The 13289-nt window shown below is 64.9% G+C and carries 10 protein-coding genes; 6 read left to right on the plus strand and 4 right to left on the minus strand.

The features are described 5' to 3' along the window. Positions 1-85: 85 nt before the first annotated feature. The 3 genes from XH87_RS27460 (at position 86) to XH87_RS27470 (ending at position 3649) form a co-directional block, all read left to right on the plus strand. Positions 86-895, plus strand: coding sequence for a creatininase family protein (locus tag XH87_RS27460; protein WP_271589620.1), 810 nt, complete (start codon positions 86-88; stop codon positions 893-895). Between the two features lie 141 nt (positions 896-1036). Next, entirely contained in the window at positions 1037-1300 is a 264-nt protein-coding gene (locus XH87_RS27465) for a hypothetical protein (protein ID WP_271589762.1), read from the plus strand. Between the two features lie 384 nt (positions 1301-1684). Then, positions 1685-3649 carry a carbohydrate porin gene (locus tag XH87_RS27470; protein ID WP_271589621.1) on the plus strand — a complete coding sequence of 655 codons (1965 nt, stop codon included), beginning with the start codon at positions 1685-1687 and terminating at the stop codon, positions 3647-3649. Between the two features lie 107 nt (positions 3650-3756). Here XH87_RS27470 and XH87_RS27475 read toward each other — a convergent pair whose 3' ends face one another. Beyond that, positions 3757-5832, minus strand: a complete 2076-nt coding sequence (locus XH87_RS27475) for a methyl-accepting chemotaxis protein (protein ID WP_271589622.1) — start codon at positions 5830-5832, stop codon at positions 3757-3759. A gap of 242 nt (positions 5833-6074) precedes the next feature. Here XH87_RS27475 and XH87_RS27480 point away from each other — a divergent pair, with 242 nt between their 5' ends. Then, positions 6075-7370, plus strand: coding sequence for a hemolysin family protein (locus XH87_RS27480; RefSeq protein WP_271589623.1), 1296 nt, complete (start codon positions 6075-6077; stop codon positions 7368-7370). A 40-nt stretch (positions 7371-7410) separates the two neighbouring features. Here XH87_RS27480 and XH87_RS27485 read toward each other — a convergent pair whose 3' ends face one another. The 3 genes from XH87_RS27485 to XH87_RS27495 all read right to left on the minus strand — a co-directional run bounded on the left by XH87_RS27485 (position 7411) and on the right by XH87_RS27495 (position 10522). Then, on the minus strand, positions 7411-7650 hold the full coding sequence (locus XH87_RS27485) for a PilZ domain-containing protein (protein ID WP_271589624.1): 240 nt from the start codon (positions 7648-7650) through the stop codon (positions 7411-7413). A gap of 97 nt (positions 7651-7747) precedes the next feature. Next, a complete protein-coding gene (locus XH87_RS27490) occupies positions 7748-9445 on the minus strand; it encodes an FMN-binding glutamate synthase family protein (protein WP_193374138.1) in 1698 nt (565 codons plus the stop codon). A 303-nt stretch (positions 9446-9748) separates the two neighbouring features. Continuing rightward, positions 9749-10522, minus strand: a complete 774-nt coding sequence (locus tag XH87_RS27495; protein ID WP_271589625.1) for a ferredoxin--NADP reductase — start codon at positions 10520-10522, stop codon at positions 9749-9751. Between the two features lie 372 nt (positions 10523-10894). On the opposite strand from XH87_RS27495, the gene XH87_RS27500 reads away from it, so the two are divergent. Then, on the plus strand, positions 10895-11824 hold the full coding sequence (locus XH87_RS27500) for an ATP-grasp domain-containing protein (RefSeq protein ID WP_271589626.1): 930 nt from the start codon (positions 10895-10897) through the stop codon (positions 11822-11824). Positions 11825-12264: 440 nt separating this feature from the next. Continuing rightward, positions 12265-13266, plus strand: coding sequence for an NADP-dependent oxidoreductase (locus tag XH87_RS27505; protein WP_271589627.1), 1002 nt, complete (start codon positions 12265-12267; stop codon positions 13264-13266). Positions 13267-13289: the final 23 nt, after the last annotated feature.

The following is a 13289-nucleotide window of genomic DNA, read 5'->3' on the forward strand; positions in this document are numbered from 1 at the left end:
ACCGCAAGATATCAGGGGACGCGAGCCGGCCGAGCCCGCGTCCCCTCATACCCCAAACTACGTGACAAATTCGGGCAAAGAAACCTTGAAGACGCCGCCCCGCGACTGGATCGATATCAACTGGGCCGATGCGGGCACTGCCGACGTATCGCGCTGGATCGCGGTGCTGCCGCTGGCGGCGACCGAGCAGCACGGACCGCATCTGCCGCTCACGACCGACGTGCTGATCGCGGAGGCGTATCTGGCGCGCGTGCGCGAGCTGTTGCCCCAGAGCATTCCAGCCGGATTTCTCCCGATTGAACCGGTCGGGATTTCCACCGAGCATATCGACTATCCGGGCACGCAGACGCTGCCGACCGAAGTTGCGCTGAAGAAATGGACCGGGATCGGCGAGGACGTTGCGCGCCGCGGGGTGAGGAAGCTCGTCATCATCACCAGCCATGGCGGCAACAGCGCGGCGATGATGCTGGTCGCGCAGGACCTACGCGCGCACCAGAAACTGTTCGTGGTGACGACGTCATGGTCGCGGCTGTCGGGCGCGGACAAACTGTTCCCGGCCGATGAGGTGCGCCACGGCATTCACGGCGGCGCGGTCGAGACCTCGATCATGCTGGCGCGCTATCCGGACCAGGTCCGCATGAATGCGATCGCGGATTTTCCCGCGAGCAGCATCGGGATGGAGCAGCAATATCACTGGCTGTCGACGCAGCGCCCCGCGCCGTTCGCCTGGCAGGCGCAGGACCTCAATGTCAGCGGCGCAGTCGGCAATGCGACGCTGGCGCTCCCTGAGAAGGGCGAGCAACTGCTCGATCATGGCGCGCGCGCCTTCTGCGAGTTGCTGACTGAAGTCGATAACTTCGACGTGAACAGGCTCGCCAAGGGCCCCCTCGGCTAGCCGGCATCCTCCTGGATTCATTCAGGAAAGATCGAGTCTCCGGAGCCACATTTCCGGTCTTCGAACCGGACGCGAAGAGCCTCCGTCCAACTGGGCACGCGGACCACAACGGACCGCCTCAACCCCGGGATGGAGTTTCACATGTCGATCAAGACCAAGCTCGCCGCCGTCGCTCTCGCTACCCTCGCCGTGACCGGCAGCATCGTGTCCACCACCTCCTCGGCCGAAGCCAAGCAGCCCGGCTGGGTCTGGGGCGTGGGTGCCGGCATCGCCACCGCCGCCGTCGTCGGCTCCGCGATCGCCGCCAGCAACGACCCCTATTACCACGGCTATCACCGCTGTGGCTGGGTCGCCCAGTACAACGCCTTCGGGCAGTACGTCGGCCGCGTTCGCACCTGCTACTGATTCGAGTATCTGAGGCCGATCTCGTGGATCCTGCGTCCGACACGGGCGCCTCATCCACCCCGTGTCGTGCCCCGGCCCCGCCCGGCTGTCCCCCCGGGCGGGTCATTCATTTCCCCTTGGGCAGTTGTTGCACTCCCGTCACATAGTGGTGCGAACCATCCATCGCGCCAATCCCCTCAATTGCAAATGCGAATTAATCGCAATAATGTAGCAACGGGAACTTGGGACTGGGATACGCGGATCGAGATCATCTCGCCCGATCGCGTGGACAACTGAGACCTGATGACAGGGCGCCGCGAATCGGCAGGGATATCTCGGCGGGTGGAATAGATTCGCGGTTTGGGGGCGTGCGTTTTGGCGTTGAAAGGTCACAGACACCGGTGCTTGCGAACGGCCGCGGCGATTGCCACGGGCGTGCTGGCTTTTCCCACCGCCGGCCGCGCGGCCGATCTGCCATTGAAGGCGCCGGCCTTGAAAGCGGTCTATGACTGGACCGGCCTCTATATCGGTGCGCATGCCGGCGTCACCCGCGGCACCTCCGCGGCGACGCTGACCGATCCCACGTTCGCAACCGACAACAACGTCTTCACGGGCGCGACGGGCGGCGTCCAGGCCGGCTACAATTGGCGTTTCAATTCGGGCCTGCTGCTCGGCGTCGAAGGCGACATCTCGTTTCCGAACTACCTCCCCTCCAACCACGTCGTGTCATCGGCGGGGACCGCACTGTCGTTCGCGGAGGAACGCTGGGACTATGTCGCGAGCCTGCGCGCGCGGCTCGGCTACGCCAGCGGCAATTGGCTGTTCTACGCCACCGGCGGCGCGGCCTTCGCCGGCGAGCGTTTTCTCTCGACGCCGAACGGCGGCGTTGAAGAAAAGGTGCTGCATACGCGGTTCGGCTGGACCGCCGGTGGGGGCGCCGAATATGCCTTCGCGCCGCACTGGAGCGCGCGGCTCGAATATCTCTACAGCAAGTTCGAGAACGCCAGCGTCACCTTCCCCTCCGGTGGGCAATATTCCTCGTCGATGGACTTCCATAGCCTGCGCATCGGCCTCAATCGCAAGATCGACTGGCCGGGCGTGCCGACCTACAATCCGAAGTCGGATATCATCGACACCGAGTCCAGCCGCTGGGAGATTCACGGCCAGTCAACCGCGCTGGGGCAGGGCTACCCGGCGTTCCGCGCGCCCTATACCGGACCGAACAGCCTGCTCCCGTCGCCGGATTTTCAGCAGACCTGGAGCACTTCGCTCTATCTGAATGCGCGGCTGTGGGACGGCGGCGAGGTCTATTTCAATCCCGAGCTGCTCCAGGGCTTCGGCTTCAACAACACGACGGGCGCGGCGGGCTTTCCCAACGGCGAAGCGCAAAAGTCCGGCTTCCCCTATCCGCACTTCAACGCCTCGCGCCTGTTCGTGCGCCAGACCTTCGGCTTCGGCGGCGAGCAGGAGGAGTTGGCCAGCGGCCAGCTTCAGCTTGCCGGCAAGGTCGACGTCTCGCGCCTGACCTTGCAGGTCGGCAAGTTCTCCGTGGTCGACGTGTTCGACGGCAATGCCTATGCGCACGATCCGCGCAAGGATTTCATGAACTGGTCGATCTGGGCGTCCGGCGCCTTCGACTATGCCGCCGATAAGCTCGGCCTCGGTTATGGCGCCACCGCCGAGTTCAACCAGAAGCAATGGGCGCTGCGCGCCGGCTACTTCCTGATCGGCGCGGAATCGAACTCCAGCAATTTCGACATGAACGTCGGCCGCCGCGGCGAATATGTGATGGAGCTCGAAACGCGCTATTCGCTGTTCGGCCAGCCCGGCAAGCTGCGCACGCTCGGCTTCGTCAACAGCGCCTTTGCGGGCAGCTATCGCGAAACGCTGGACAATCCGGCATTCGGCGTCGACATCAGCCAGACCCGCCGCGGCCGTATCAAATACGGCTACGCGCTCAACCTCGAACAGGCCATCACCGACGACGTCGGCCTGTTCGGCCGCTGGAGCTGGAACGACGGCCGCAACGAGATCATGGCTTTCACGGACATCGATCGCAGCCTGTCGGGTGGCGTCTCGGTCAAAGGCACGACATGGGGCCGGCCCGACGACGTGGTCGCGATCGCCGGCGCCGTCAACGCCCTGTCGCAGGATCACCGCGACTTCATCGCCGCCGGTGGTCTCGGCCCGCTGATCGGCGATGGCCGGCTCAACTACCGCCGCGAACGCGTGCTGGAAACCTATTACGCCTATGCGCTCAACAAGGCGCTGACCTTCACCGCCGACTACCAGCTCATCACCAACCCCGCCTACAACGCCGACCGCGGTCCGGTGTCGGTGTTTTCGGGGCGGCTGCACGGCGAGTTCTGAGCGCGACGCGAGCGCGATGAAATCAGGTCGTAGCCGCCGGTTCGCCTCACCCTCCGGGAGAGGTGTTCCTGTCCTTGGCGCGCATCGATCCAGTCTAATACGGCTCCTTACGCGGCGCGGATCGCGTCCAGGAACTTGCCGACCTCGGCCTTGAGGCGAGTGCTCTCACCGGACAGCGATTTGGCCGACGTGAGCACATTGGAGGAGGCCGATCCGGTCTGGCTCGCGCCGCGCTGCACGTCGACGATGCTGGCGGAGACCTGCTGGGTGCCGCGCGCGGCCTGCTGCACGTTGCGTGAGATCTCGCGCGTCGCGGCGCCCTGCTCCTCGACCGCCGAGGCGATTGCGGACGCAATCTCGGACATGCGCGTGATGGTGTCGCCGATCGCCTTGATGGCGCCGACGGAGTCCTCGGTCGCGGTCTGGATTCCCGATATCTGCTGACTGATCTCGCCGGTGGCCTTGGCGGTCTGCTCGGCCAGCGCCTTGACCTCGGATGCGACGACGGCAAAGCCGCGTCCGGCCTCGCCGGCGCGCGCCGCCTCGATGGTGGCATTGAGGGCCAGAAGATTGGTCTGGCCCGCGATCTGGCTGATGAGCTCGACGACGTCGCCGATCCGGCCCGCGGCCCTGGCGAGCTCGCCGACATGGTCGTTGGTCCGCCCCGCCTGCTGCACCGCCTCGCCGGCGATACGCGCGGAATCCTGGACCTGACGGCTGATCTCGTCGACCGACGAGGCCATCTCCTCGGCTGCCGCAGCGACGGTCTGCACGTTGGTGGAGGCCTGTTCGGAGGCGGCCGCCACGGTCGCGGTGACCTTCTCCGATTGCTCGGCCGTGCTCGTCAGCGTTCCCGCAGACGCTTCCAGCTCCGAAGAGGCCGACGAGACGGTGTTGACGACGTCGCCGATCATGGCTTCGAACTCGCGCGCGATCTGGTCCACGCGCTGGCTGCGCCGGAGCTTTGCTTCGGCTTCGACCGCGGCGGCCTCGTCGGCGGCTTTCTTGGCGCCGAGCGAATCCTTGAAGTGCTGGAGCGAGCCCGCGACCTGGCCGATCTCGTCGTTGCGGCCCGTCGCCGGAATCTCCACCTCGTGCTGTCCGGCGGCGAGCATCCCGATTACGTCGGCGAGCTTCGCAAGCGGCATCACCACACGCCGGCGCAGCATCGTGGTCACGCCACCGAGCGTCCCGAGCAGCGCCAACACGGCGACACCGGCGAGCGCCAGCATCGCCAGCGCGCCGTCGCGCGCGGCCGAGGCGCGCTCGGCTGCTTCCGCCAGCGCGGCGTCGCGCACGCCGTAGAACATCTGGATCGCCGGCACGATGACCTTCGCCAGCTCCTCGGCAGTGCCGCCGTACTTGCCGTCACTCCGGGCTGCAGGAATCTCCTTGTCCACGGCAACCGCTGCCTGTCCGAAATAGGATTCCGTTGCCGCCTTGTGCGCGGCAGCGATGCGGGCGGGATTTCCGAGCTGTTCGATCCCGGCCTCGATGCGCTCGCGATCGGCCTCCACGCGTCCCTGCATGCGCTCCATCAGCGACAGCTCGGCCGCGGTGAGCGGACGGCGCGCGGAGAGCGCCGGGGACAGCGTGGCCGCGCGGTTGCCGGCCGATACGCGCAGATCCTGCGCCGTTCGCGCCAGATTCAACAGCGCCGCAAGCGAGGAATCGGCATTGATGACCTTCGCCTCGAGCCGGTTCATGACCGGTTCGATGTTGCCGATGACCTCGGCGATACCGGGCAGGAAGCCCTTTGTCGCGACGCTGTCGCGCGCCGCCAGGGGAACGCCCATCGCGCGACCGGCCGCGGTGGTGATCTCCTTCAGCCGCCGTGCGGCACGGTCGAGATTCTCGGCAATTGCGCCGCCGTCGTCCAGCACCATGACGGCGCGCCTTGCGGCCTCGAAGCCGGCTTCGGCAGCTTTCGCAGCCTTCGTGGCAGCTTCGAGCTGCGCCTGCGTCGCAGCGCCTTCCTGGAAAATCGGTCCGATATAGGGAGCGCGAAGGCTGGCGACGTGCTGGCTGGCCATCAGGGTCGCGCCAAAGGCGTCGACGGTCTTGATCGCGTCGGAGCGGTTGGTGAAGATGCGGGTCTGGGGTATCAGCACCTCGGCGCCAAGGATGACTGCAAATACCGTCACCGTCAGCATCGACAGCGCGAAAAGCTTCCCGATCCGCATCTTGGGTCCCCGAACCTATTTCTGCAATGTCGAAAACCTAGCCGGCGGCCACTAAGGGCTCGTTAAGCAACGATCCGTAGTTCCGCGGAGTGTCAGGTCGTCGCGGAGGGCGCCGAGAACGCTGTCCCGCACGAGTTCCCGGAGGTGACGAACGCGCAGAATTGCCGGCACTTCCTCACCGAATACCTATATCAATGGCTTGCGCCGCCATCCGGCCACACTTGCTTACCTCTGGAACGTCAATGCTCTCGCTCGAACTCGTCATCGTCGTCGTCCTGATCGTCATCAACGGCCTGCTCTCCATGTCCGAGCTGGCCGTGGTCTCGTCGCGTCCGGCGCGGCTGTCGCTGCTCGCGGCCAAGGGTGTGCGCGGCGCCGAGCCGGCGCTGACGCTGGCGGCCGATCCCGGCAAGTTCCTTTCGACGGTGCAGATCGGCATCACGCTGGTCGGCGTGCTCTCCGGCGCGTTCTCGGGCGCGACGCTCGGGCAGCGGCTGACGCAATGGCTGCTCGAACTCGGCCTATCCTCAGGGCTTGCCGACGTCGTCGGTGTCGGCATCGTGGTCACGCTCATCACCTATGCCACCTTGATCGTCGGCGAGCTGGTGCCGAAGCAGGTCGCGCTACGCGATCCCGAAAGCATCGCCGTTCTGGTCGCGCCCGCGATGCACGCGCTTGCGAAGATATCGCTGCCGCTCGTCTTCCTGCTCGATGTCTCCGGAAAGCTGATCCTCACGCTGCTCGGCCGCGGCGGCAGGGCCGAGGAGAAGGTCTCCGAGGACGAGATCCATCACCTCGTCAGCGAGGCCGAGAGCGCGGGCGTGCTCGAGCCCGGCGAGAAGGAGATGATCGCCGGCGTGATGCGGCTCGGCGATCGGCCGGTCGGCGCGGTCATGACGCCGCGCACGGAGGTCGACGAAATCGACCTGAACGACGATCCGGCCGCCATCCAGGCGATCATAGCCAAGAGCCCGCATTCGCGCTTCCCCGTCTCCGACGGCGATCGCGACACGCCGATCGGCGTGCTCCAGGCCAAGGACCTGCTGATTGCCTATATGAACGAGCGCAACCCCGACCTGCGCGCGCTCGTGCGCGAGACGCCCGGCATCCCGGTATCGGCCGATGCGCGCGACGTGCTGACCATCCTGAAAGCTGCTCCGGTTCACGTCGGCCTCGTCTATGACGAATACGGCGCCTTCGAAGGCATGGTGACGGCCTCCGACATCCTCGAGTCGATCGTCGGCGCCTTCCATTCCGAGGAGGGACCGCCGGAGCCGGCCTATGTCAGGCGCGCCGACTCGTCGCTCCTGATCTCCGGCTGGATGCCGGTCGACGAATTCGGCGAGCTGCTCGGCGTCGAATTGCCGCCGCATCGCTACAACACGGTGGCGGGCCTGGTGCTGCAGCAGTTCAACGCGCTGCCCAACGCCGGCGACGCGTTCGACTTCGGCGGCTGGCACATCGAGGTGGTCGATCTCGACGGGCGCAGGATCGACAAGATCCTGGCAACACGGCGGGGCGAGCAGGCTGCGGCGTGAGCTGAATTCTCCGCCGGCGTACCGGACAGGCGCGAAGCCCTCACCCGAACTTCACGCCGATCCGCTTTTCCTTGCGCCAGACCACGATGCAGGACAGATGCCTTCCATCGACCTGGACGAACAGGGTGAAATGCTCAGGGATGCCCACCGGGCTGGTGACGTCGAGCGCAGCGCCGGTATCCGAGAGATTGCGAACAGTGCAGTCGATCGCGCCGCCACCGAACTCGATGGTTCCGGCCTTCAGCACGCGATGCCTCGCCTTGCTACGTCGCTCGTCCATAGGCGCAATTTACGACCAAAGTTGAATCAAGCGTTAAGCCTACGCTCCGCTCGCGACTAATTTACGGCCTCCGCACCTGCCTGCCGCGGCCGGCATCTCACGGCGCCGGCTGGAACGTCTCCGCCCGCGCCATCTTCCAGGCGTCGCGGAAGCGCGAATCTTCCGTCCCCTCGAGCAACTCGCCGGGCCGCAGCGCCGGGTAAAGCTGCGCGAAGGACTTCACCTGGGTCGTCGACGTCCGTTGGCTGAAATGGATCGGGCGCAGTTGCTGCGGATGGGTCAGGCCGGCGGCGGCGATCAGCTCGGTCAGCGAATGCAGCGTCGCATGGTGGTAATTGTGCACACGGTCGATCTTTAGCGGCACGTAGAGCGCGCGCGCCCGGGTCGGGTCCTGCGTCGCCACACCGGTCGGGCAGCGGTCGGTGTGGCAGCTCAGCGACTGGATGCAGCCGAGCGAGAACATGAAGCCGCGCGCCGAATTGCACCAGTCGGCGCCAATCGCCATCGCGCGCGCCATGTCGAAGGCGGTGGCGATCTTGCCGGAAGCGCCGATCTTGATGCGGTCGCGCGCATTGATCCCGACCAGCGCGTTGTGAACGAAATTGACGCCTTCGCGCATCGGCATGCCGAGATGATCCATGAATTCCAGCGGCGCGGCGCCGGTGCCGCCCTCATTGCCGTCGACGACGACGAAATCCGGATAGATGCCGGTCTGAAGCATCGCCTTGCAGATCGCCAGGAATTCCCAGGGATGGCCGATGCAAAGCTTGAAGCCGGCCGGCTTGCCGCCGGACAGGCGGCGCATCTCGGCGATGAACTGCATCATGCCCACAGGCGTGGAGAAGGCACGGTGCGAGGCCGGCGAGATGCAGTCCTCGCCCATGGCCACGCCGCGGATCTTGGAGATCTCCTCCGAGACCTTGGCCGCCGGCAGCACGCCGCCATGGCCCGGCTTGGCGCCCTGGCTGATCTTGAGCTCGACCATCTTGATCTGGTCTTCGCAGGCGACGCGCGCGAACGCCTCGGGATCGAAGGTGCCGTCGATATGACGGCAACCGAAATAGCCCGAGCCGATCTCCCAGATGATGTCGCCGCCCATCTCGCGGTGATAGGGGCTGACGCCGCCCTCGCCGGTGTCGTGCGCGAAGCCGCCCTTCCTGGCACCGGCATTCAGCGCCCGCACCGCATTCGGGCTGAGCGCGCCAAAGCTCATCGCCGAGATGTTGAACACCGAGGCCGAATAGGGCTTTGCGCAATCCGGCCCACCAATCACGACACGGAATTTTTCCTTGGCATGCGCCGTCGGCGAGACCGAGTGATGCATCCACTCGTAACCCTCGCGGTAGACGTCCTCCTGGGTGCCGAACGGGCGCTTGTCGAGCTCCATCTTGGCGCGCTGATAGACCACCGCGCGAGTGTCGCGCGAGAACGGCATGCCGTCCTTCTCGCTCTCGAAGAAATACTGCCGCATCTCCGGCCTGATTTCCTCGAGCAGGAAGCGGATATGCGCGGAGATCGGGTAGTTGCGCAGCACCGCATGGCTCTTCTGCAGGAGATCGCGGACGCCGAGCAGGGTCAGCGCGCCGAAGATCAGGATCGGGACCAGCAGGATGTCGAAGATCTTGCGGTCGGCGATGCCGATGCCGATCAGGAGCGCGGTGACCACCGCGCAGATCGTCAGCACGATGAAGCGCGGCGAGAAGGGCAGCAGCAGGGTTTCCATGATCCCCTCTTCCGCCAGCGGCAGGCGTTTGGGGGATTGCTGCGTCTTGTTGTCGTCGGCCACGATTCCCATCCTCTCGCCAGCATGAGGCGGTACGATACGCCCTCGCCTGTCATACGGATATGACGCGGCCCTTGTTTCAGGCTAGCGAATTTGGTCGAGACAAATCAATCAGCCGAGAGGATAGATTTTGCAGCGCAACAAAGCCTGCCGACAGCGGCCGCAAACTAGCTGTGTCCCGGGCAAGCGCCAGCGCAGACCCGGGACGCGCAGAAGGCAACAGCACACGCTATGGCGAAATGGGCCCCGGCTCTGCAGCGCATCGCCGAAAAGGCGCATGCACTGCGTCCGGGGGCACGAGAGCGTGGCTCGAGCTCAGCGCTCGACGAACGCCTTCTCGATTACGAAATGGCCGGGCTTATTGCCGGAGCCCTCGACGAAGTCGCGGCTCTCGAGCATCGCCTTCAGCTCTTCGAGCATCGCCGGGCTGCCGCACATCATGATGCGGTCGGTTTCGATGTCGAGCGGGCCTTGGCCGATGTCGTTGAAGATCTGCTCGGAGCTGATGAGATCGGTAATGCGGCCGCGGTTCCTGAACGGCTCGCGGGTCACGGTCGGATAATAGACGAGCTTGTCCGCGAGCAGCCCGCCGAACAGCTCATCCTCGCGCAGGGTCGCGACGAGCTTCTCGCCATAGGCGAGCTCGGAGACCTGGCGGCAGCCATGCACCAGCACGATGCTCTCGAACTGGTCGTAGACCTCGGGGTCCTTGATCAGGCTCGCAAAGGGCGCAAGGCCGGTGCCGGTCGAGAGCAGCATCAGCCGCTTGCCCGGAAGCAGATTGTCGGTGATCAGCGTGCCGGTCGCCTTGCGGCCGACCAGGATGGTGTCGCCTTCCTTGATCTTCTGGAGACGCGAGGTGAGCGGGCCGTCCTGAACCTTGATCGAGAAGAATTCGAGCTCTTCCTCGTGGTTGGCGCTCGCCATGCTGTAGGCGCGCAGCAGCGGACGACCGTCGACCTCGAGGCCTATCATGGCGAACTGGCCGTTCTGGAAGCGGAAGCCGGTGTCGCGGGTGGCACGGAAGCTGAACAGCGTGTCGGTCCAGTGCTGGACGGAAAGAACCTTCTCTCGGTAAAACGCGCTCATGATTTTCGATATTCCGAATAATTGCGGTTTTAGGGCAAAAGCGCTGCCCGGCCCTGAAAACGGGGCGGACACCATCTGCCATGGCGGAGGATTTCGCGTGTGTGATCTACGCCATTGAGACCAATAATCAACCTCGTTCCGGATGCAATTGATGCCGGTCAAACCGGCATTTGCGGCAGAACCGGTCACATCATCGATGAATCTGCTGCCGGGGAGGTGTGGAAGGCAATTTCCTTCCCCTCCGATGCCTGGTTTGAGCACTTAATTTCCGTCGCACTCGCGAGAATTTCATTAAGAATAGTTCTGATTTTCATCCCGATTGGCGCCGATTCCGCATTTTTGCGGCTGTTGCGACAGGAACGACGAAGGACCATGGCAAGCGGCGAGCGAATCTTCGTTCAGGCAATCCGGCGCTATTGCGCCGACCGCGGCATCGCAGTCGACGTCCGCGCCAGTGGCTGGCTGATCGCAATGAACAGGGGCGAGATACGCCGCTTCGCCTTCGGCTACGACATCGGCCTCAACAGCGCCATCGCCCACCGCCTTGCCAACGACAAATCGGCCACCGCCGAGGCGCTGGCGCTGGCGGGCGTGCCATGCGTTCCCCATCACCTCTTCCTCAACCCGAGCATGGGCGTGCACGTCGCCGGTGCCGATTGGCGCCAGGGCATGCTGGCACTGCTTGCCCAGAATCCGCAAGGCGTGGTGATGAAGCCGAACGAGGGCACGTCCGGACGCGCGGTGTTCAAGGCGACGAACAGCGACGAGCTCGACCGCGCCGTCACCGAGATCTTCTCGTCCAGCCTTGGGCTGGTGATCTCACCCTATGTCGAGATCGAGGAGGAGGTCCGCGTGATCGCGCTCGATGGCAAGCCGATGATCGTCTACCGCAAGGAACGGCCGTCGGTCGTCGGCGATGGCGTCCGGACGTTGCGTGAGCTGGCGAGCGCGGCGGGACATGACAGGCATCTGCGCGAACTCGCGGCGCGCGAACTGAACGCCATCGTCCCCAGAGGCGAACGGCGCCTCCTGACCTGGCGACACAATCTCGACGCCGGCGCAAAGCCCATCCTCCTTGATGAGGGCGAGGTTCGCGCGGTCTGCGCAAGGCTCGCAATCGACGCCGCAAGCTTCATCGGCATCACCTTCGCCTCGATCGACGTGATCCGGGTCGATGGCATCTGGCGCGTGCTCGAGATCAATTCCGGCGTGATGATGGAGGCTCTCGGACGGCTCCATCCCGAACTGGTCCGGGCGACCTATGACGCGGCGCTGGATCGGATCTTCGAGACAGCGCACTGAGCTGCCGGTGCCGGGCCGCCATATCGTGCGTGAACCGCCTCCGCCGAAAAAAGGAGGCCCGGAATACCGAGCCTCGTCACCATAGCAACTGCGTGGGGGTTTCAGGGAGAAGCCGCTAGGCTCGAAGACGCTGTCGCAAATCCTGGTCCTGTCGGTCGCCCCGGCGCAAACAGCGATGACCTGCCTCGACATCGCAGGACCGTGCCGACCTCGGAAGGAGCCGAGCTTGCGGAAGGCGCGCTTACACCGACGTTTCATGATGTCGCAGATATCACAGCGACGCAACACGCTTTGCGTGTGGTCGCGTTTTCAGGATGTTCCCGTTGTGAAATGGAACGCAGCGATCTAGCCTTCATGCAGCGCACAAGGCATGCGGCCTGCACGTTTTATTTACGGGGGCTGCATCGACAATCGTCAAGACCGTCAAAGAGGGAAACGCCATGAGCGGACATGTCAATCGCCAGATTCTTCTGGTCGAAAAGCCCAGCGGCAAGCTCGGTCCCGAACATTTCAGGATGGTCGAGAGCGCAATGCCGGAACCAAGAGACGGCGAGGCCCTGCTGCGCGTGCGATACATCTCGCTCGATGCCGCCAACCGTGCCTGGATGCACGGCGCGACCTATCGTTCCGCCGTCGAAGCCAACAGCGTGATGGCCGGTGGCGCCATCGCGGAGGTCGTCAGCTCGAAGGCAATGGGGCTTGCGGAGGGCGACATCGTATTCGGTGACACCGGCTGGCAGGAATTTGCCGCGGTGCCGGCGAAGCATCTCACCAAGATGCCGAAGCTCGAACCGATGACGCATCTGCTCAGCGTGTTCGGCATCGCCGGCCTCACCGCCTATTTCGGCCTGCTCGAGATCGGCAAGCCCCGCGAGGGCGAGACGGTCGTGGTCTCCGCGGCGGCCGGCTCGGTCGGCTCGATCGTCGGGCAGATCGCCAAGATCAAGGGATGCCATGTGGTCGGCATTGCCGGCGGCGCCGACAAATGCAACTGGCTGACCTCCGAGCTCGGCTTCGATGAGGCCGTCGACTACAAGGATGGCGCGTTGTTCAAGGCGCTGCGCGCGGCCGCGCCGAAGGGGATCGACGTTTATTTCGACAATGTCGGCGGCGACATTCTGGAAGCCTGCCTGCCGCAGATGAACAACTACGGCCGCATCGCCTGCTGCGGCGCGATCTCGCAATATGACGGCGCGCCTGCCGCGCACGGCCCGCGCGGCGTGCCAGGGCTGATCGTGGTGAAGCGGCTGACCATGCAGGGCTTCATCGTGATGGACTACATGAAGGAGAGCCAGCGCGCGCTCGCCGACCTGCAGGCCTGGGTCAAGTCCGGCAAGCTGAAGGTGCAGGAGGACATCATCGACGGCCTCGAGAATACGCCGAAAGCACTGATCGGATTGCTCGCGGGCGAGAACCGCGGCAAGCGCATGGTGAAACTCTAGCGCCGGCACTCCGTCGTCTTTGG

This window comes from Bradyrhizobium sp. CCBAU 53415 (assembly GCF_028128735.1).
Taxonomy (GTDB): Bacteria; Pseudomonadota; Alphaproteobacteria; order Rhizobiales; family Xanthobacteraceae; genus Bradyrhizobium.